16 protein-coding genes are annotated in these 19,940 nt (G+C 71.3%); 12 read left to right on the forward strand and 4 right to left on the reverse strand.

From position 1 onward, the window contains the following. Nucleotides 1-62: 62 nt before the first annotated feature. The 3 genes from ACPYN4_RS03060 (at nucleotide 63) to def (ending at nucleotide 5,365) form a co-directional block, all read left to right on the forward strand. The gene (locus ACPYN4_RS03060; protein WP_424445584.1) at nucleotides 63-3,470 is read left to right on the forward strand and encodes a pyruvate carboxylase; all 3,408 of its coding nucleotides are present in this window, start codon (nucleotides 63-65) and stop codon (nucleotides 3,468-3,470) included. Between the two features lie 72 nt (nucleotides 3,471-3,542). Continuing rightward, nucleotides 3,543-4,874: a MinD/ParA family ATP-binding protein gene (locus ACPYN4_RS03065; RefSeq protein WP_424445585.1), complete on the forward strand. Its 1,332-nt coding sequence runs from the start codon at nucleotides 3,543-3,545 to the stop codon at nucleotides 4,872-4,874. Beyond that, nucleotides 4,874-5,365 carry a peptide deformylase gene (def, locus tag ACPYN4_RS03070; protein WP_239280976.1) on the forward strand — a complete coding sequence of 164 codons (492 nt, stop codon included), beginning with the start codon at nucleotides 4,874-4,876 and terminating at the stop codon, nucleotides 5,363-5,365. Before ACPYN4_RS03065 ends, def begins: the two co-directional genes overlap by 1 nt. 86 nt (nucleotides 5,366-5,451) lie before the next feature. Here the strand turns inward: def and ACPYN4_RS03075 are convergent, their stop codons facing one another. Next, on the reverse strand, nucleotides 5,452-7,299 hold the full coding sequence (locus ACPYN4_RS03075) for an AMP-dependent synthetase/ligase (protein ID WP_424445586.1): 1,848 nt from the start codon (nucleotides 7,297-7,299) through the stop codon (nucleotides 5,452-5,454). 186 nt (nucleotides 7,300-7,485) lie between these two features. Here ACPYN4_RS03075 and ACPYN4_RS03080 point away from each other — a divergent pair, with 186 nt between their 5' ends. From ACPYN4_RS03080 to ACPYN4_RS03090, 3 genes are all read left to right on the forward strand, one after another. Beyond that, nucleotides 7,486-8,424, forward strand: a complete 939-nt coding sequence (locus ACPYN4_RS03080) for an ROK family glucokinase (protein WP_424445587.1) — start codon at nucleotides 7,486-7,488, stop codon at nucleotides 8,422-8,424. Between the two features lie 31 nt (nucleotides 8,425-8,455). Continuing rightward, entirely contained in the window at nucleotides 8,456-9,136 is a 681-nt protein-coding gene (locus ACPYN4_RS03085; protein WP_239280979.1) for a lysophospholipid acyltransferase family protein, read from the forward strand. Between the two features lie 88 nt (nucleotides 9,137-9,224). Continuing rightward, the gene (locus tag ACPYN4_RS03090; RefSeq protein WP_424445588.1) at nucleotides 9,225-10,562 is read left to right on the forward strand and encodes a class II 3-deoxy-7-phosphoheptulonate synthase; all 1,338 of its coding nucleotides are present in this window, start codon (nucleotides 9,225-9,227) and stop codon (nucleotides 10,560-10,562) included. A 64-nt stretch (nucleotides 10,563-10,626) separates the two neighbouring features. On the opposite strand, the gene pknB is transcribed toward ACPYN4_RS03090, so the two are convergent. Both pknB and ACPYN4_RS03100 read right to left on the reverse strand, forming a co-directional pair. After that, entirely contained in the window at nucleotides 10,627-12,564 is a 1,938-nt protein-coding gene (pknB, locus tag ACPYN4_RS03095) for a Stk1 family PASTA domain-containing Ser/Thr kinase (protein ID WP_424445589.1), read from the reverse strand. Between the two features lie 59 nt (nucleotides 12,565-12,623). After that, nucleotides 12,624-13,664: a LysM peptidoglycan-binding domain-containing protein gene (locus ACPYN4_RS03100; protein ID WP_424445590.1), complete on the reverse strand. Its 1,041-nt coding sequence runs from the start codon at nucleotides 13,662-13,664 to the stop codon at nucleotides 12,624-12,626. Between the two features lie 174 nt (nucleotides 13,665-13,838). Here ACPYN4_RS03100 and ACPYN4_RS03105 point away from each other — a divergent pair, with 174 nt between their 5' ends. After that, nucleotides 13,839-14,189, forward strand: a complete 351-nt coding sequence (locus tag ACPYN4_RS03105; RefSeq protein ID WP_239280983.1) for an Rv2175c family DNA-binding protein — start codon at nucleotides 13,839-13,841, stop codon at nucleotides 14,187-14,189. A 15-nt stretch (nucleotides 14,190-14,204) separates the two neighbouring features. Here the strand turns inward: ACPYN4_RS03105 and ACPYN4_RS03110 are convergent, their stop codons facing one another. Continuing rightward, nucleotides 14,205-15,302, reverse strand: coding sequence for a polyprenyl synthetase family protein (locus ACPYN4_RS03110; RefSeq protein ID WP_424445591.1), 1,098 nt, complete (start codon nucleotides 15,300-15,302; stop codon nucleotides 14,205-14,207). A gap of 81 nt (nucleotides 15,303-15,383) precedes the next feature. Between ACPYN4_RS03110 and ACPYN4_RS03115 the strand changes: the two genes are divergently transcribed. The 5 genes from ACPYN4_RS03115 to ACPYN4_RS03135 all read left to right on the forward strand — a co-directional run bounded on the left by ACPYN4_RS03115 (nucleotide 15,384) and on the right by ACPYN4_RS03135 (nucleotide 19,914). After that, nucleotides 15,384-15,758 carry a DUF3040 domain-containing protein gene (locus ACPYN4_RS03115; protein WP_239280986.1) on the forward strand — a complete coding sequence of 125 codons (375 nt, stop codon included), beginning with the start codon at nucleotides 15,384-15,386 and terminating at the stop codon, nucleotides 15,756-15,758. 240 nt (nucleotides 15,759-15,998) lie between these two features. Further along, nucleotides 15,999-16,430, forward strand: coding sequence for a division/cell wall cluster transcriptional repressor MraZ (mraZ, locus tag ACPYN4_RS03120; protein WP_076691039.1), 432 nt, complete (start codon nucleotides 15,999-16,001; stop codon nucleotides 16,428-16,430). Between the two features lie 99 nt (nucleotides 16,431-16,529). Next, nucleotides 16,530-17,489 carry a 16S rRNA (cytosine(1402)-N(4))-methyltransferase RsmH gene (rsmH, locus tag ACPYN4_RS03125; protein ID WP_424445592.1) on the forward strand — a complete coding sequence of 320 codons (960 nt, stop codon included), beginning with the start codon at nucleotides 16,530-16,532 and terminating at the stop codon, nucleotides 17,487-17,489. Beyond that, nucleotides 17,486-18,094, forward strand: coding sequence for a hypothetical protein (locus ACPYN4_RS03130; RefSeq protein ID WP_315550170.1), 609 nt, complete (start codon nucleotides 17,486-17,488; stop codon nucleotides 18,092-18,094). Before rsmH ends, ACPYN4_RS03130 begins: the two co-directional genes overlap by 4 nt. 5 nt (nucleotides 18,095-18,099) lie before the next feature. Next, nucleotides 18,100-19,914 carry a peptidoglycan D,D-transpeptidase FtsI family protein gene (locus ACPYN4_RS03135; protein ID WP_287270209.1) on the forward strand — a complete coding sequence of 605 codons (1,815 nt, stop codon included), beginning with the start codon at nucleotides 18,100-18,102 and terminating at the stop codon, nucleotides 19,912-19,914. Nucleotides 19,915-19,940 lie beyond the last annotated feature (26 nt).

A 19,940-nucleotide genomic window follows, 5' to 3' on the forward strand; every position in this document is an offset into this window, starting at 1 on the left:
AGGCTCTACGTTACCGTCCCCTAGGCTGTGATCACACTCAGGCACTCGGGGAAGAGGTGCAGATGTTCCGCAAGATCCTGGTCGCGAACCGCGGTGAGATCGCCATTCGCGCATTCCGGGCGGCCTTCGAGCTGGGAGCGCGCACCGTCGCGGTGTTCCCCTGGGAGGACCGGGGTTCGCTCCACCGGCAGAAGGCGGACGAATCGTACGAGATCGGCGAGCAGGGTCATCCGGTCCGCGCCTACCTCGACGTCGACGAGATCATCCGCGTCGCGCTGGCCGCCGGCGCCGACGCCATCTACCCGGGCTACGGCTTTCTCTCCGAGAATCCGGAGCTCGCCGCGCGCGCCGCGGAGAACGGCATCACCTTCATCGGCCCGCCCGCGCGGGTGCTCGAGATGGCGGGCAACAAGGTCACCGCCAAGGAGCACGCCATCGCGGCGGGCGTCCCCGTGCTGCGCTCCACGCCGGCATCCGACGACGTCGACGCGCTCGTCGCCCAGGCGGACGAGATCGGCTTCCCGATCTTCGTGAAGGCCGTCGCCGGCGGCGGCGGCCGCGGCATGCGGCGCGTCGAGACCGCCGGCGAGCTGCCGCCCGCCATCGCGGAGGCGTCGCGTGAAGCCGCCGCCGCGTTCGGCGACGGCCGCGTCTTCCTCGAGCAGGCCGTCATCCGGCCGCGGCACATCGAGGTGCAGATCCTCGCGGATGCCGCGGGCGAGACCGTCCACCTCTACGAGCGCGACTGCTCCGTGCAGCGCCGGCACCAGAAGGTCGTCGAGATCGCGCCCGCGCCGAACCTCGACCCCGCGGTCCGCGATGCGCTCACCTCGCACGCCGTCGCGTTCGCCCGCTCGATCGGCTACGTCAACGCCGGCACCGTGGAGTTCCTGCTCGAGACGGCCGGCCCGCGCACCGGCGAAGCCGTCTTCATCGAGATGAACCCCCGCATCCAGGTCGAGCACACCGTGACCGAGGAGGTCACCGACGTCGACCTCGTGCAGTCGCAGATGCGCATCGCCGCGGGCGAGACCCTCGCCGAGCTCGGCCTCCTGCAGGACGCGATCCAGCTCCGCGGCGCGGCGCTGCAGTGCCGCATCACGACGGAGGATCCGGCGCAGGGGTTCCGGCCCGACACCGGCCGCATCACGACGTACCGGTCGCCCGGCGGCGCCGGCATCCGCTTGGACGGCGGCACGACCGCCGCGGGGTCCCAGATCAGCCCTCACTTCGACTCCATGCTCGCCAAGCTCACGTGTCGTGCCCGCGACTTCCCGTCGGCCGTCACGCGCGCCAAGCGGGCCCTCGCCGAGTACCGGATCCGCGGCGTCGCGACCAACGTGCCGTTCCTGCGCGCGGTGCTCGCCGACCCGGCGTTCGCCGCCGGCGACCTGTCGACGTCGTTCATCGACGAGCGCCCCGAGCTGCTGACCAGCAACCCGTCGCGCGACCGCGCCACGAAGCTGCTGAGCTGGCTGGCCGACGTCACGGTGAACCGCCCATATGGTGAGAAGCCGCTGTCGGTGTCGCCGGGAAGCAAGCTGCCCGAGATCGACCTCACGGTCCCGCCGCCCGCCGGCAACCGCGACCGGCTGCGCGAGCTCGGTCCCGCCGGCTTCGCCGCGGCGCTGCGTGCCCAGACGGCCCTCGCCGTCACCGAGACGACCTACCGCGACGCGCACCAGTCGCTGCTCGCGACGCGTGTGCGCACCCGCGACCTCGTCCGCGTCGGGCCGCACGTGGCGCGCATGACGCCGCAGCTGCTGTCGGTCGAGGCGTGGGGTGGGGCGACCTACGACGTCGCGCTGCGCTTCCTCGCCGAGGACCCGTGGGAGCGGCTCGAAGCGATCCGCGACGCGATGCCGAACATCCCGATCCAGATGCTGCTGCGCGGGCGCAACACCGTCGGCTACACGCCGCGTCCCACGGCCGTCACCGACGCGTTCGTGGCCGAGGCGGCATCCAGCGGCGTCGACATCTTCCGCATCTTCGACGCGCTCAACGACGTCGACCAGATGCTGCCGGCGATCTCCGCCGTGCTCGAGACCGGCACCGCCGTCGCCGAGGTCGCCCTCTGCTACACGGCCGACCTCCTCGACCCCGCCGAGAAGCTGTACACGCTGGACTACTACCTGCGACTGGCCGAGCGCGTCGCGGCATCCGGCGCGCACATCCTCGCGATCAAGGACATGGCGGGCCTGCTGCGGCCCGCCGCGGCGGCCAAGCTCGTCACGGCGCTGCGCGAGCGGTTCGACCTGCCGGTCGCGGTGCACACCCACGACACCGCCGGCGGTCAGCTGGCGACACTGCTGGCCGCCAGTGCGGCCGGCGCTGACGCGGTGGATGCCGCGGCCGCACCGCTCGCCGGGACGACCAGCCAGCCGTCGCTGTCAGCGCTCGTCGCCGCCCTCGCGCACACCGACCGCGACACCGGCCTCGACCTCCAGGCCGTCAGCGACCTCGAGCCCTACTGGGAGGCGGTGCGCCACCTGTACCGTCCGTTCGAGTCGGGCCTGCCGAGCCCCACCGGCCGCGTCTACCACCACGAGATCCCCGGCGGTCAGCTGTCGAACCTGCGCCAGCAGGCGATCGCGCTGGGTCTCGCCGACCGGTTCGAGCGCATCGAGGACATGTACGCGGCGGCCGACCGGATCCTCGGTCGCATCCCGAAGGTCACGCCGTCCTCGAAGGTCGTCGGCGACCTGGCGCTCGCGCTCGTCGCGGCCGACGCCGACCCGGCCGACTTCGAGCAGAACCCGCAGAACTACGACATCCCCGACTCGGTGGTCGGGTTCATGGCGGGCGAGCTCGGCGACCTGCCGGGCGGGTGGCCCGAGCCCTTCCGCAGCAAGGTGCTGGCGGGGCGCGAGCCGAACGTCGAGATCCCGCCGCTCACCCCCGACGAGGAGGAGGGGCTCGCGGGCGAGGCCGCCGCGCGTCGCCGCACGCTCAACCGGCTGCTGTTCCCCGGCCCCGCGAAGGAGTTCGAGGCGACGCGGGAGGCCTACGGCGACCTGTCGACCCTCGGCACGCCGGACTACTTCTACGGGCTGAAGCCCGGCGAGGAGCACGTCGCCGAGATCGACCCCGGCGTACAGCTGTATGTGGGCCTGGAGGCGATCGGCGAGCCCGACGCGGCCGGCATGCGCACCGTCATGACGACGCTCAACGGCCAGTTGCGGCCGGTGTGGGTGCGTGATCGCTCCATCGCCGTCGACAAGCCCGCCGCCGAGAAGGCCGACACCTCGCGGCCGGGACAGCTCGCGGCGCCCTTCGCCGGTGTCGTCACCGTCAAGGTGGCCGCCGGTGACACCGTCACGGCCGGCCAGCCCGTCGCCTCGATCGAGGCGATGAAGATGGAAGCGGCCATCACGTCGCCCGTCGGAGGTGTCGTGGAGCGGGTGGTCCTGGCCGCGACGGCGTCCGTCGAGGCGGGCGACCTTTTGCTCGTCGTCCGGCCCGCCGACTAGCCTGAGGAGGGGGCGCGGAGCGTCCGTGAGCTTATCGGCCGATGATCCGGCCGTGATCTGGAGTGTGCAATTGTGACGCCACCTGCGACAAGCGGCAGCGAGAACGGGTCTGACGACGTCGATCTCGGAGTGCTGGAGACCACCGGCGGCATCGACACGACGCGCATCGGCATCGTCGACGGCGCCACCGCGCAGGTCGATGTGACGCTGCCGACGGCGACGGACGAGGACGACCTCGACGACGACGTCGTGCTGGACGACGATGCGACCTTCGCGGCGGATGCCGTGGTGGATGCCGACCTGGTCACCGTGACGGAGACCGCGGCACCCGCATCCGCGACGGCCGCGGCCGCGGCATCCGCGGGGTCGGCTCTGGACGTCGAGGCGCATGAGCGCCTGCGGCCGCGCACGTCCGAGATCACGCTGCAGTCGCGCCGGCTGGGCGACTTCGAGGCGGGGCGCGAGAGCAGCGACCTGCTCACCGCCGACCGGCTGCTCGACCCCGCCCACGCGGTGCGGCCCGAGCCGGAGGGCGCGTGGCGCCACCTCGTCTACACGCTGTCGGGACGGCGTCTGAACCTCGGCGACAGCAAGCGGGCGCGCGCCCGCAAGGAGCTCGACCGGCGGATCGCCGCGCCGCTGCACGGCGGCGCGAAGTTCGTGCCGGTGCTCTCGCGCAAGGGCGGCGTCGGCAAGACGACCGTGACGACCCTGCTCGGCATGGCGCTGGCCGACGCCCGTGAGGACCGGGTGATCGCCGTCGATGCGAACCCTGACCGCGGCACGCTCGCCGACCGCATCGGCCGCACCAGCGGCAAGACGGTGCGCGACCTCGTGCGCGCTCAGGCGGACGTCCGCGGCTTCAACGACATCTCCGACATCGTCGCGCGCGACCACACGCGGCTGGACATCCTCGCATCCGACACCGATCCGCACGTGTCGGAGGCCTTCAGCGACGACGATTACCGCAGCGTCGCCGAGGTCGCCGCTCACTTCTACTCCGTCGTCCTCACCGACACCGGCACGGGGATCGTCCACTCCGTCATGGGCGCGACGCTCGAGCGGGCCGACGACATCGTCGTGGTGGCGGGCCTCAGCGTCGATGAGGCGCGGCTGGCGTCCGAGACGCTGACGTGGCTGGAGATCAACGGCTTCGCCGACCTGGTGCGCCGCGCCGTCGTCGTGCTCAACACCGCACGGCCCGGGGCCGCGCTGGTGCGCGCCGAGGAGCTCGAGGCGCACTTCGCCAGCCGCGTGCGCACCGTCGTCCGCGTGCCCTACGACCCGCACATCGCCTCCGGCAGCGCGATCACGTTCCGCGATCTGCAGCCCGAGACGCGCGAGGCGGCGCGCCAGCTCGCCGCGACGCTCGTGGAGGGCCTCCGTCAGCAGGCTGCGGCCTGATGGCGGTCCGTCCGATCCGGATCTTCGGCGACCCTGTGCTGCGGGAGCCGTGCGCGCCCATCGAGGTGGTGGATGACGGCATCCGCGCGCTTGTGCAGGACCTCCTGGACACGGTGGAGCTGCCGGGACGTGCCGGCGTCGCGGCGCCGCAGATCGGCGTGGGCCTGCGCGCGTTCAGCTACAACATCGACGGCGACATCGGCTACGTGCTCAACCCGGTGCTGGTGGAGGTCGCGGGCGACCCGGTGCCGATGGGGGAGGGATGCCTGTCGGTTCCGGATCTGTGGCACGAGACCCTCCGCCACCCGTGGGCAAAGGTCGTCGGCACGGATCTCGAGGGCCGCGAGGTGGTCCTGGAGGGCGACGGGCTGCTGGCACAGGCGCTGCAGCACGAGACGGATCACCTCGACGGCAGGCTGTACCTGTCGCGGCTGAGCCCCGACGAGCGCAAGATCGCGATGCGCCGCATCCGCGAGAGCTCCTGGTTCTGAACCGCGGCGGCGTGGATCCGCCGCCCGGCCGCACCGGCGCCGACGACGTCGCGCCGGCGCCGCAGCGACGGCGCCGGCGGGCGGGGTCAGCCGCCGAGCGCGACGTTCGTGGTGTTGACGGGCACGTCGTAGAGCTCGTCAACGGCATCCGCGAAGTCCTGCATGATGACGTTGCGCTTGATGCTGAGCTTCGGCGTGAGGTGGCCGGAGGCCTCGGTCCACTCGGTGTCGAGAATCGTGAACTTGCGGATCGACTCCGCGCGCGACACGCTCTTGTTCGCGATGTCGATGGCTCGCTGCACCTCTTCGCGCACCTTGGGGTTCGCGGCGGCATCCTTCAGCGACATGTCGTCGGGCAGGCCGTTGTTGGCGAGCCACGTCGGCAGCATCTCCGGGTCGAGGGTGATCAGCGCCGCGATGAACGGCTTCTGGTCGCCGACGACCACGACCTGGCCGACGATCGGGTTCGCCCGGATCGGGTCCTCGAGCACCGCCGGGGCCACGTTCTTGCCGCCCGCGGTGACGATGATCTCCTTCTTGCGTCCGGTGATCGTGAGGAAGCCCTCGTCGTCGAACGAGCCGATGTCGCCGGTGCGGAACCAGTCGCCGTCGAACGCCGCGGCGGTCGCCTCGGGGTTGCGCCAGTACTCCTTGAACACGTTGATGCCGCGGACCTCGACCTCGCCGTCCTCGGCCAGGCGCACGCCGACACCCGGAAGCACCGGTCCCACCGTGCCGATCTTCGACTTCTTCGCGAGGTTCACCGTCGCCGGAGCCGTCGTCTCGGTGAGGCCGTAACCCTCCAGGATCGTCACGCCGAGGCTGTGGAAGAAGTGGCCGAGGCGCGGGCCCAGGGGCGCCGAGCCCGACACGGCGTACGTCACGCGGCCGCCCATGGCCTCGCGCAGCTTGCCGTAGACGAGCTTGTCGAACAGGGCGAACTTGATGCGGGTGCCCAGCGGCACCCTCTTGCCCTCCTGCAGCAGGCGGGAGTGCTCGATGGCGGTGTGCGCGGCGGCGCGGAAGATCTTGCCCTTGCCGCCGGCCTCGGCCTTCTGCTCGGCGGAGTTGTAGACCTTCTCGAACACACGCGGCACGGCCAGCAGGAACGTCGGCTTGAACGAGCCCAGCGCGGGCAGCAGCTGCTTGGTGTCGGGCTGGTGCCCGGTCTTGACGCCGGCGTGGACGTTCAGGATCGAGATGAACCGCGCGAACACGTGGGCCGTCGTGATGAACAGCAGTGTCGACGCGCCGGGGGTCTGCACGACCTCCTCGAGCGCCTTGGCCGAGTTGCGGGACAGCTCCACGAAGTTGCGGTGCGTGAGGACGCAGCCCTTGGGGCGACCGGTCGAGCCGGAGGTGTAGATCAGCGTGGCGATGTCGGCCGCGACGGCGAGGCTGCGGCGGCGTTCGATCTCGTCGTCGCCGATCTCGGCACCAGCGGCGCGCAGGGTGTCGAGGTCGCCGGACGCCATCGTCCACACCTCGCGGATCAGCGGCACCTCGGAGCGGATCTCGGCAATGCGGGCGGCGTGCTCGGCGGACTCCGCGATGATCGCGATCGCGCCGGAGTCCGACAGGATCCAGCTGATCTGCGACGCGGAGCTCGTCTCGTAGATCGGCACCATGACGGCCCCGGCGAAGAAGAGGGCGAAGTCGACCAGCGTCCACTCGTAGGTCGTGCGCGCGATGAACGCGACCTTGTCGCCGGGGGCGATGCCCGCGGCGGCGAAGCCCTTGGCCAGCGCGATGACCTCGCGCTGGAACTCCGCGGCGGTGATGTCCCGCCATCCGGTGCCCCCCGCGGCGGTGTCGGGCACGGCGAACAGCGGCAGCGACGGGGTGGCCTTGACGCGCTCGACGAGCAGGTCGGCGATGTTCGCCTGCGGGTCGGCGGGGATCACGGCGGGGACTTCGAACTGGACGGCGCTCATGGGCGGCAACTCCTTCGGTACCGGGTGGCGTCGGGCGTGACGGCTGACATCGAGTCTAACTGTTGATGACACTCAGTCCCGCTGCGCGCGAGGACGGCTATGCACGGTCCACGCGCCCGGTGGGACTGTGCCCTCCACACTAGACTCTCGGATGCCGTTCCGTGCGGGACGGCGGGAGGGAGTGCCGTGCTGAACGTCGGCATCGACATCGGCGGAACCAAGATCGCCGGAGGCGTCGTCGGCACCGACGGGACCATCGTCGAGCGGCTCCGCGTTCCCACCCCGACCGACACCGGCGCGCTCGCGGATGCCGTCGCCGACATGGTGCGTGAGCTGGCCTCGCGTCACGACGTCCACGCCGTCGGCGTCGCCGCGGCCGGCTTCATCGACCGCACGCGCTCGGTCATGCTGCACGCGCCCAACATCGACTGGAACAACGTGCCGCTGCGTGCGCAGTTCGAGCAGCGCATCGGGCGCCCCGTCACCCTCGAGAACGACGCCAACGCCGCCGGCTGGGGCGAGTACCGCTTCGGCGCCGGGCGCGGCTCGGTCGACATGGTCATGGTCACCCTCGGCACCGGTGTGGGCGGCGCGGTCATCACCGATGGCTCCCTGCTCATCGGCGCGAACGGCAGCGCCGCCGAACTCGGCCACCTGCGCTTCGTGCGCGGCGGCCGCCCCTGCGGCTGCGGTCAGAACGGATGCCTCGAGCAGTATGCGTCCGGCCGCGCCCTGCAGCGCGAGCTCAGCGACATCGCCGACGCTGGCGGCATCGGCGAGCGTCTGGCCGCCCACCGCGCGCCCGACGGCGTCGTGCATGGGGCGGATCTCGCGATGCTGCTGGCCGAAGAGGATGCCGGTGCGCTCGAGGCCGTGCGTCGCGTCGCGACGGCGCTCGGCGAGGCCTGCGGCGCGTTCCAGGCCGTGCTCGACCCCGAGCTGTACGTCATCGGCGGCGGCGTCGCCGACCTCGGCGAGGTGCTGCTGGAGCCGACCCGCCTCGCTTACGAGACCTCGCTGCCCGGCTTCGGCGACCGCCCCACGGCGCGCTTCGTCACCGCCAGCCTCGGCAACGACGCCGGTCTCGTGGGCGTCGCGGATCTGGCGGGACTGCGCAGCGAGTGAGCAGACGGCGGGGGATGCGGGGGAGCGTCTGATGTTCTACTGGTTCATGAAGTACATCGTGATCGGTCCGATCGTGAAGGCCATCTTCCGCCCATGGATCGTCGGACGCGGCAACGTCCCGGCATCCGGAGCGGCGATCCTCGCCTCGAACCACCTCTCGGTCAGCGACTCGATCTTCCTGCCGCTGATGATCGACCGGCCGATGAGCTTCCTCGCCAAGAGCGACTACTTCACCGGCAAGGGGGTGAAGGGGTGGTCCACGCGCATGTTCATGAAGGCGACGGGACAGATCCCCATCGACCGCACCGGCGGCAAGGCCTCGGAGGACTCGCTCAACACCGGGCTGCAGGTGCTCGGCCGCGGCGACCTGCTCGGCATCTACCCGGAGGGCACGCGCAGCCCCGACGGCAAGCTCTACCGCGGACGCACGGGCCTCGCGCGCATGGCGCTGGAAGCCCGTGTGCCGGTGATCCCGGTCGTCATGGTCGGCACCGACGACATCATGCCGATCGGCCGGTCTATCCCGCGGATCGGCCGCGTCGGCATGGTCATCGGCGAGCCGCTGGACTTCTCGCGCTTTCAGGGGATGGAGTCCGACCGCTACGTGCTGCGGTCGGTCACCGACGAGATCATGGTCGCGCTGCAGCGCCTCGGCGAGCAGCAGTACGACGACGTCTACGCCTCGACCGTGAAGGACCGCGCGAAGGCCTGATCCGCGGCATCGGATGCGCACGAGACGCGCGTCCGACCCGGCACCCGACCCGGCGATCGGGGTCACCGCGCGCCACTAGACTGAGCGGATGCCCTCCCTGCACTCCGACCTGGATCACTGGCGCTCGCTCCCGATCAAGCAGCAGCCGTCCTGGCCCGACGCGGATGCCGTCGCCGCCGTCTCAGACGAGCTCGCGACTCTGCCGCCGCTGGTGTTCGCCGGCGAGGTGGACAACCTGCGGGAGCGGCTCGCGCGCGCCGCGGCCGGGCAGGCGTTCCTGCTGCAGGGCGGCGACTGCGCCGAGACGTTCGCCGGCGCCACCGCAGAGCAGATCCGCAACCGCATCAAGACCGTGCTGCAGATGGCCGTCGTCCTCACCTACGGCGCGTCGATGCCGGTCGTGAAGATGGGCCGCATGGCCGGGCAGTTCGCCAAGCCCCGCTCGAGCGACACCGAGACCCGCGGCGACGTGACCCTGCCCGCCTACCGCGGCGACATCGTCAACGGCTACGACTTCACCGAGGCGTCGCGCACCGCCGACCCCCAGCGGCTGCTGAAGGGGTACCACACCGCGGCATCCACCATCAATCTGATCCGCGCCTTCACGCAGGGCGGATTCGCGGACCTCCGCGAGGTGCACTCCTGGAACAAGGGCTTCGCGCAGAACCCCGCCAACCAGCAGTACGAGCGCCTCGCGACCGAGATCGACCGCGCCATCAAGTTCATGGAGGCCGCCGGAGCGGACTTCGACGAGCTCAAGCGCGTCGAGTTCTACACCGGCCACGAGGGCCTGCTGATGGACTACGAGCGGCCGATGACCCGGATCGACTCCCGCACGCTCACGCCGTACAACACCTCGGCCCACTTCCTGTGGATCGGGGAGCGCACGCGCGAGCTCGACGGCGCGCACGTGGACTACTTCTCCAAGATCCGGAACCCGATCGGCGTCAAGCTCGGCCCGTCCACGTCAACCGACACCGCGCTCGCGCTGATCGACAAGCTCGACCCCGAGCGCGAGCCCGGCCGCCTGACCTTCATCACGCGCATGGGCGCGGGCAAGATCCGCGACGCGTTGCCGCCGCTGCTGGAGGCCGTGAAGGACTCGGGTGCGACGCCGCTGTGGGTCACCGACCCCATGCACGGCAACGGCATCACGACGCCGACGGGCTACAAGACGCGTCGGTTCGACGACGTCGTCGACGAGGTGCGCGGGTTCTTCGAGGCGCATCGCGCCGTGGGGACGTTCCCCGGCGGCATCCACGTCGAGCTCACCGGCGACGACGTCACGGAGTGCCTGGGCGGCAGCGAGCAGATCGACGAGGCCACCCTCGCGACGCGCTACGAGAGCCTGTGCGACCCGCGTCTGAACCACATGCAGTCACTCGAGCTCGCGTTCCTCGTCGCCGAGGAGCTCGAGAAGCGCTGACCCGCGCCGTCGGGGTGGCCGGCGCGCGTCAGCCACCGGTCAGCCCACGCGGGCAGGGGCGGGCCTACTGGCGGACGTCGAGGGAGATCTCGACGGTCGTGCCCTTACGGTAGGAGCCGGAGGCAGGGTTCTGCGACACCACCTCGGTGAGGTCGTTGACGGCGATGTTCCATGGGAACACGATGCCGCTGACCTTGAATCCCGCTGCCTCGAGCGTGCTCTTGGCCTTGTCGCGGGTCATGCCGACGACGTTCGGCACGTCGAACAGCTGCGGTCCCTTCGACACCACGAGCGGGACGGCGTCGTTCGGCTGGAACGGCCCCCCGTCCTCGCGCGTCCCGACGCTGATGACCCGGCCCTCCTCGACGTCGTCGCTGAAGTCCTCCGTCACCGACGCCTTCAAGCCGACGGCCTCCAGCGCCGCGATGGCGGCATCCTGCGTGTCGCCGACGACGTCCGGGACGGGTCCCGCCGAGACGTCGAACGTGACGGTCGAGCCCTCCAGCGCCGTGCATCCATTCGTGCAGTCGACGGCGTCGCCGCCGCCGGGCGGCGTCACGAGCGCCCGGATGACGGTGCCCTCGGCCGCATCGGTGAAGAACCGCGCGGGATCTCCGGATGCCGTGATGTAGAACTCCGACAGGGTCTGCGTCGCGGCATCCAGCGTCTGCCCGGCCAGCGCCGGGATGTCGTGCGACTGGGGCCCGAGCGAGATGACCACCGTCACCTGCGCGTCCTTGGCCACGCGGGCGCCGGCTTCAGGATCGGTGCGGATCGCCTGCCCGAGCGGGACGTCGCGGCTGTAGTCCTGGCCCGGCACGGCGACGAGCGCGTGCTCGGCGAGGATGCCGGTGGCCTCCTCGATCGTGCTCCCGGTGACGTCGGGCACCATGACGAGCGACCCCGGTCCCGAGCCGAACCACCAGCCCGCGCCTCCCGCGAGGCCGGTCAGCAGCAGCACCAGAGCGACCAGCCACGCGCCCTTGCGGGTGTTGCGGCGGGCGCGGCGCCGCAGGCGCGTGGCGTTGTCGACGTCGTCGGTCACGATCGGGGCGGTGAACGTGCCGGGCATGACCTTGGTCAGCTCGCCCGAGTCCACGCCGTCGTCGACCGCGATGACGCCGGGAGCGGGGGCGCGCACGACGTGCGGGAACACCCCGAGCTCCTTCTCGATCTCGCGCAGCCGGTCGAGCATGACCCGGGCATCGGTCGGACGGTCGTCGGGGTTGCGCTCGGTCGCCCACATGACGAGCTCGTCGAGCTGCTCGGGGATGGCGGGGTTGCGGGCGCTCGGGCGGGGGACCGAGTCGGTCGCGTGCTGGTAGGCGATCTGCATGGGCTGCTCGCCCTTGTACGGCTGCTCGCCCACGAGCATCTCGTAGAGCATGATGCCGAGCGCGTAGATGTCGCTGCGGGCGTCGGCGGTGCCGCGGGTGACGAGCTCGGGGGCGAGGTAGGCGATCGTGCCGAGCAGCATCTGCCCGGTCGCGGTGTTGGCGCTCGTCGCGCGCGCCAGGCCGAAGTCGCCGATCTTGATGCGGCCGTCCTCGGCGAGCAGCACGTTCTCAGGCTTGACGTCGCGGTGCACGATGCCGGCACGGTGCGCGGCGGCGAGGCCCGACAGCACGGCATCCATGATCGTGATCGTCTGCGGGATCGAAAGTCGCTTCTGCTCGCGCAGCAGCTCGCGCATCGTGATGCCCGGGAGGTACTCCATGACGAGGTACGCCATCTCGCCGTCCTGGCCCTGGTCGAACACGTTCACGACATGCGGATCGGCCAGCCGCGCGGCGGCGCGGGCCTCCTGGATGAACCGGCTCTGGAACACGGTGTCGTCGGAGAGATGGCTGTGCATCACCTTCAGGGCGACGCGGCGCTCCAGCCGCAGATCGGTCGCGACGTACACCGTCGCCATGCCGCCGCGGGCGATGCGAGCACGCACCCGGTACCGGCCGTCGACCAGACGGCCGATCAGCGGGTCGGTCTGCTGGCTCGTGCTCACCCTGTGATTCTAGGGAGCGGATGCCGCCGGGGCCGGGAGCGCCTCACCCCGGCCGTGCATCAGCCGAGCGCCGCGAGCCAGGCGTAGGCCTGCGGCTCCCACGGTGCGTACCGCTCCGGGTAGGCCGAGATCTGCACGGCCTGGGCGGCTGCGCCGAACTCCATGGCCTCCCACCCGGCGATGTCGAGGAGGCCGCGCGTGCGCGTTCCGTTGGGATCGGCGGGGCCGCCGAAGAAGGCCGCCGCGGCGCGGGCGGGATCGCGGACCTCGGCCTCGGTTCCCCAGCCGGTGCTCGGCCGCTGCTGGAACAGGCCCAGCGAATCGCGGTCGCCCCAGTCGAGGTTCCGCAGCCACGACTCCACCATCGCGGTGGCCAGAGCGATCGCGATGCCCCGGTCCGAGACGCCGAGACTGCGGCCGACCCGGATGATGAGCCGCGCGCTCTCCTGCTGCTCCGCGTCGAGCACGACGGTCGGCGGCGTCGCGGGGGTGGCTGCGGCCTGGGCGGATGCGGGGGCGGATGCCGCGGCCGGTGCCGCCGTGAGGATCGTGAGGGTCTGCCCCGGGTAGATGATGGCGCCGTCGGCGAGTCCGTTCGCGGCGAGGAGCGCCGCGACGGTCGTGTCGTGGGCCCGCGCGATCGCCCAGAGGGTGTCGCCCGCGGCGATGGTGTGCGTCGTCGTCGCGGCCGGTGCCGGCGCGGGCGCGGGTGCGGCGGGGGATGCTGCGGCGACGGCTCCCGGAAGCGCGAGAACCTGGCCCGGGCGAATCAGCGTCGCCGCCCCGAGACCGTTCGCCTCCTGGAGCGCCGCGACCGACGTGCCGTGGGCGCGGGCGATCGCCCACAGCGTGTCGCCGGACTGCACGGTGTAGGTCGCGGCATCGCCGACGGCGCCGACGGCGCGGGCGCCAGTGGCGTGGAAGGACGCCGCGGCGGCAGAGCGTGGCAGTGCGCGGTCAGCCGGTTGTCGCTGCGTCGCGTGCGCGTCCGCACCCGCGGCGGGCGCGGCCGCGGCGGGTGCCGCGGTCAGGCTGAGCGCCACCGAGCCGACGAGAGCGGCGGGGGTGGTGAGGCGGGCGGAGAGGCGTGCGAGTCGCAAAGCGGACCCCCTTCTTCGACCCCGCTACCGTGTCACGGATGTCTATTGCTGTCAACGAGTGTTATAAGAAGTGACTTGTGTGACAGAAGTGGTCTCGCGGCGCTCCGGCGGGTCGCCGGTGCGCGACCCGCGACGCGCGAGGCGCGACGCGCCCGACAGTGGAATAGTGGAACCGTGACCGACGACACCGCCGCATCCGCCGCCACCGACTGGCTCACCCTCCCCGAACTCGTCGAGGCGCTCGGCGAACCGCTGGGCCGCGTCCGCCGTCTGCTCGACGAGAAGCACCTGGTCGGTTCGCGCCGCGGCGGCGCCTTCGCGGTCCCGTCGCTGTTCATCCTCGACGGTCGTCCGCTGGCGTCATTGCGCGGCACGGCGATCGTGCTGCAGGACGCCGGTTTCAGCGACGACGAGGTCATCGACTGGCTGCTCGCACCGGAGGAGTCCATCGGACGTCCCCCGATCGAGGCGCTGCGCGAAGGGCGCAAGAGCGAGGTCCGTCGCGTCGCGCAGACGCTCGCCTGATCCGGCGGCGCGCCGTCAGGCCGTGCGCGCCGTCGCGTCGCGCGCGAGATCGCGCAGCGCCCCGACCGCCGGTGTGCCCAGCGGCGCACCGCGCAGCGCGCGGTCGGCCTCGTCGGCGAACCGCGTGATCGCCTGCTCGACCCGCTCCAGCGCGCCGGTGTCGACGATCGTCTGCTGCAGGGCGGCGATCTGCCCGGCATCCAGCGCCGGATCGCCGATCAGCTCGTCGAAGACCTGCCGCGCGCCGGGAGCGAGCCTCTCACGCGTGTAGGCGATGAGCAGCGTGCGCTTTCCCTCGCGCAGGTCGTCGCCCGAGGGCTTGCCGGTCACGGCGGCATCGCCGAAGACGCCCAGCACGTCGTCGCGCAGTTGGAAGGCGAGCCCGAGCGGGTGCCCGAACGCGGCGAGGGCGGCACTCTGGCGCTCGTCGGCGCCCGCCAGTGCCGCGCCCAGCAGCAGCGGATGCTGGATGCTGTAGCGCGCCGACTTCAGCGACGCGACGCGCAGTGCGCGGTCGGCGTGCTCGTCATCGGGGGCCGTGACGAAGGCGGCCTCCTCCGCGATGTCGAGGAACTGGCCGACCGTCACTTCGCGCCGCATCAGGGCGTAGACGGCGCGGGCGGATGCCGCGTGCACCGCGTCCTGCAGTCCCTCCTCGAGCAGGTCGTCGCTCCAGGCGACGAGGAGGTCGCCGAGGAGGATCGCTGCGGAGCGGCCGAACGCCGCGGCATCCCCTGCCCAGCGCGAGGTCCGGTGCGCGCTTTCCAGCGCCCGGTGGGCGGCGGGGTGGCCACGACGGGTGTCAGAGTTGTCGATGAGGTCGTCGTGCACGAGCGCGGCGGCGTGGAAGATCTCCAGGGCGGCGGCGGCCGCGAGCACGTCGTCCGGTGCCTGCGGTGCGCGCGGAGCGGTGTTGCCGTGCTCGGCGACCGCCTGCCAGCCGGTGATGCAGAACCGGGCGCGCAGGCGCTTGCCGCCGGTGAGCGCGGCCGCGGCGGCGTCGAGGAAGGCCGCGGTTTCGGCGCCCCCGTCGCGCCACTGCGCGCGCTGGTCGGCCACGAACCTCTCCAGTCGCTGGGAAACAGCCTCGATCGGCACGGGAGACGCGGTCACGGGCCTAGCCTAGTTCTCGAGTGCACGCGTAGAATCGAGCGCACACGAGGCCGACACCCGTACGGCGAGGAGGGGGAGGCAATGCCTCTGTCAGAGCAGGAGCAGCGTCTGCTCGATGAGATGGAACGCCATCTCATGAACAAGGACGCCGATGTCGTCAGTGCGCCTCGTGATGGGCAGACCCTCAGCTACCGCAACATCGTCTACGGCACGATCCTCGTGCTGCTCGGCATCGGCGGCCTCATCGCCGGCGTCTCCTCGGGGATCATCGTCATCGGTGTCATCGCCTTCCTCGTGATGGTGGCCGGCGTCGTCCTCGCCGTCACGCCCGCGCGCGGGTTCGCCGCCGCCACGCCCCGCTCCGGTGAGAAGAAGCCGAAGCCGGCGTCGTCGTCGTCGGCATCCTTCATGGATCGCATGAACGACCGGTGGGATCGCCGCCAGGGCGACCGCTGATCGCCGCCGGCTGACTCCGCCCGGCTGACTCCGCCCGGCTGACTCCGCCCCGGCGGAGCGCCCCCGCCACACGCACGACCACGCACCGACCTTCGGGTCGGTGCTTTTTTGCGTGTGGGCGGTTCTTCGCGTCTGTGGGGGAGCGGGGGAGGAATGCGCCGAGAAATTGATAGTGAAGTGGAGGGAAGTGGAGTAAAGTGGTGCGTACCTGGATCGGGCCGGAGGAAGGGGGAGTGGCCGATGCTGTTGGGCACCTACACCCCCAAGCTCGACGACAAGGGCCGCGTCATCCTCCCGGCCAAGTTCCGCACCGACCTCGGTGACGGCGTCGTCGTCACCCGCGGTCAGGAGCGCTGCCTGTACGTGTTCAGCACGAAGGAGTTCGAGCGGGTCTACGAGAAGATCCGCGAGGCGCCGCTGACGAATAAGCAGGCGCGCGACTTCCAGCGCATGTTCCTCTCCGGAGCGAGCGACGAGAAGCCCGACAGCCAGAGCCGCATCACGATCCCCCCGCACCTGCGCACCTACGCGAACCTCGGCCGCGAACTCGTCGTCACCGGTGTCGGCGCGCACGCCGAGATCTGGGATGCCGAGGCGTGGAACGCCTACGCCGAAGGCAACGAAGACAGCTACTCCGACATGGAGCAGGAGGTGATCCCGGGCCTGTTCTGACCGTGGCCGTGACTCCCAGCCGCACGCCCTGACACACTTCCCCGGTGCCAGGTCGCGGCGGATGGGGATCACGACTCCGGATCGGATCCCGCGAAGACCATGACCTTCTCCGACATCCACACCCCCGTCCTGCTCGAGCGCTGCGTCGAGCTGCTGGCGCCCGCCCTCACCCGGCCCGGTGCCGTGCTCGTGGATGCCACCGAAGGCATGGGCGGACATTCCGAGGCGCTGCTCGAGCGGTTCGACGGCGTCCGCCTCATCGGCCTGGACCGCGACACCGACGCCCTCCACATCGCGGGGCAGCGCCTGGCCCGCTTCGGCGACCGCGTCACGCTCGTCCACACCGTCTACGACGGCATCGCCGCGGCTCTGGCCGGTGCCGGCGTCGAGCGCGCCGACGGCATCCTCTTCGACCTCGGGGTCTCCTCGCTTCAGCTCGACGAGGCGGACCGCGGGTTCGCGTACGCGCAGGACGCGCCGCTGGACATGCGCATGGACCAGACCGCCGGCACGACGGCCGCCGACATCGTCGCGACCTACGGTGAGGGCGACCTGCGCCGCATCTTCGAGCGGTACGGCGAAGAGAAGCTCGCCGGCCGCTACGCGCGCGCCATCATCGCCGCCCGCGCGACGGCGCCGATCACGCGCTCCGGTCAGCTCGTCGACATCCTCATCGCCGCGACGCCCGCCGCCGTCCAGCGCGAGGGCCGGGGCCACCCCGCCAAGCGGGTGTTCCAGGCGCTGCGCATCGAGGTCAACGCCGAACTCGCCGTGCTCGAGCGGGCGCTGCCGGCGGCGATGGACGCCCTCCGCGTGGGCGGGCGCATCGTCGTCATGAGCTACCAGTCGCTGGAAGACCGCCTCGTCAAGCGGGTGTTCGCGGATGCCGCGGCATCCACGGCCCCGGCGGGGCTGCCGGTCGAGCTTCCCGAGCACGCGCCGCGGTTCCGTCTCGTGGTGAAGGGTGCGGAGCTCGCGACCGATGAGGAGAAGGCGCAGAACCCCCGCGCCACCCCCGTGCGCCTGCGCGCGGCCGAGCGCGTGAGGGAGGCGGCATGAGCATTCCGGCCGAGAGTTCCGTCGACCTGCTGGCGGGTCTTCCCGAGCTGCCGTCGCGCACCCGCCCGGGTGGTCCCGCCCGCGGCGAGCGACTGCGCGCCCTCGAGCATCCCCTGCCGCGGCGGCGTCCGCGCATGCTGTACGGCATCGTCGCGGTCGCCGGTGCGGTGCTCATCGCCGCAGCGCAGATGGGGCTGTCTATCCTCACGACCCAGACCTCGTACGAGCTCTCCGCGCTGACCTCGCAGCAGCGCGACCTGGACTGGCAGAAGCAGATGCTGCAGGACGACGTCGCCGGGCTGAGCTCGCCGCAGTACCTCGCCGCGAACGCGCAGGCGATGGGGATGCTGACCGGGCAGGCGCCGACGTACCTGCGCTTGAGCGACAACGCCGTCATCGGCACCGCGGCCGGTCTCAGCGGTGCCAGCGCCATCAACGCGCTGACGCAGGCGGCCGTCGGAAACGCTCTCGTCAGCGGGGTTCCGCTGGCCGGTGACCCCGCCGCGAGCCTCGGCGGCGGCGCGAGCGTCGTCGACGACGCCATCGTCAATACGACGACACCCCCTGCCATCGCCGACGGTCTTCCCACCCCCGCCACACACTGATCTGTATGACGACCCGAGCCACCCGAAGCCCGCGTCGGCGCACCGTCGTCGCCCTCGCCGTCGTCCTGGCGGTCCTCGCCGCCTTCGTCGTGCGGCTCGTCGACATCCAGGTCGTCAACGCCAACGACCACATCACCGACTCGCAGAGCTTCGCGACCGGCGCCAAGCAGCCGCTGTACGGCGCGCGGGGCGAGATCGTCGACACCGACGGCACGGTCCTCGCCTCGAGCACGCTGCGCTACGACGTGCAGATCGACCCGTCCCTCGCTGTGAAGGGGATCGCGAAGAAGGACGACGACGGCCGAACCGTCAAGGACGACAAGGGCGAGACCGTGATGGTGCCCTGGACCGAGCTCGCCGCCGACATCGCGGGCGTCACCGGGCAGTCGGCGGCCGACGTGGAGAAGATCGTCGCCGACGCGCTCGCCGCCGACGCCGACAGCCAGTACGCCGTCGTGAAGAAGTCGGTGTCCACGGAGGAGTACCGGACGCTGGCGGGGCTGAAGCTGCCGTTCCTGTCGTTCCCGCCGCATCCGTCTCGGATCTATCCCGACGGCGCCGTCGCCGGCAACCTCATCGGGTTCGTCGGCTCGGACGGCACGCCGCTGGAGGGACTGGAGGGCCTGCAGAACTCGTGCCTGGCCGCCGAGGACGGATCGCTGACCTACCAGCGCGGCGCCGATGGGGTCATCATCCCCGGCACCGAGGTGGAGAAGCCGGCCGTGGACGGCGGGACGCTGAAGCTCACGATCGACAGCGACCTGCAGTGGTTCATGCAGCAGCTGATCAGCGAGGAGACCGCCCGCTACCAGGCGGACTGGGGCGGCATCATCGTCATGGAGGCCAAGACCGGCAAGATCCGGGCGCTCGCCGAGACGAACTCCGTCGACCCCAACGATCCCGGGGCCTCATCTCCCGACGACCGGGGCTCGCGCCTCCTGCGGGTCGCGTACGAGCCGGGATCGACGTTCAAGCCGGTCACCGCGGCGACGGCGATCGAGCAGGCCGGGCTCACCCCGACCTCCACCGTCGTCACGCCCGACCGCATCGAGTTCCCCAACGGCGCGGTCATCAACGACTCCGAGAGCCACCCCACCGAGAACCTGACCCTCACCGGCGGTCTCGTGCAGTCCTCGAACGTCGCCATGAGCCAGTTCGGCACGACGGTGGCACCCGAGGTGCGTCAGGACTACCTCCAGCGCTTCGGCGTCGGCGGCGGCGACGCCCTCGACTGGTCGGGTGCACCGCGGGCCGGGTTCTCCGCCGACGCGAAGGACTGGGACAACCAGACCTACTACACCACGACGTTCGGGCAGGCCTTCACCGTCACGCCGACCCAGGTCACGAGCGTCTTCCAGACGATCGCCAACGGCGGCGTGCGCATGCCGGCGCAGCTCGTCGAGTCGTGCACGAAGGCCGATGGCACCGTCATCACCCCCGACCTTCCCGACCCGGTGCAGGTCATCGAGCCGGAGACCGCGGCCGAGGTGTCGCAGATGCTGGAGAACGTCTACGCGCAGGGCACGCTCGCCGCCGACATCAACATCCCCGGGTACCGCCTGGGGGTTAAGACCGGAACGGCGCAGGTGCCCGACGGGCACGGCGGCTACAAGGACAACCTCTACATGACCTCCCTGGCCGGTTACGCCCCCGCGGAGGATCCGCAGTACGTTGTTCTGACGCTGTTCAACGAGCCGAAGACCAACACGATGTCCTCGGCGAACCGCTCCGTCTTCAAGAAGGCGATGACGCAGGTGCTGACGCACTACCGCGTCATGCCGTCGAACCAGCCCACCCCGCTGCTGCCGGTCACCCAGTGACGCACTGCGCGTGAGGAAGCACTCCC

Source organism: Microbacterium sp. CH-015, assembly GCF_049707015.1.
In the GTDB taxonomy this organism is placed as follows: domain Bacteria; phylum Actinomycetota; class Actinomycetes; order Actinomycetales; family Microbacteriaceae; genus Microbacterium; species Microbacterium aurum.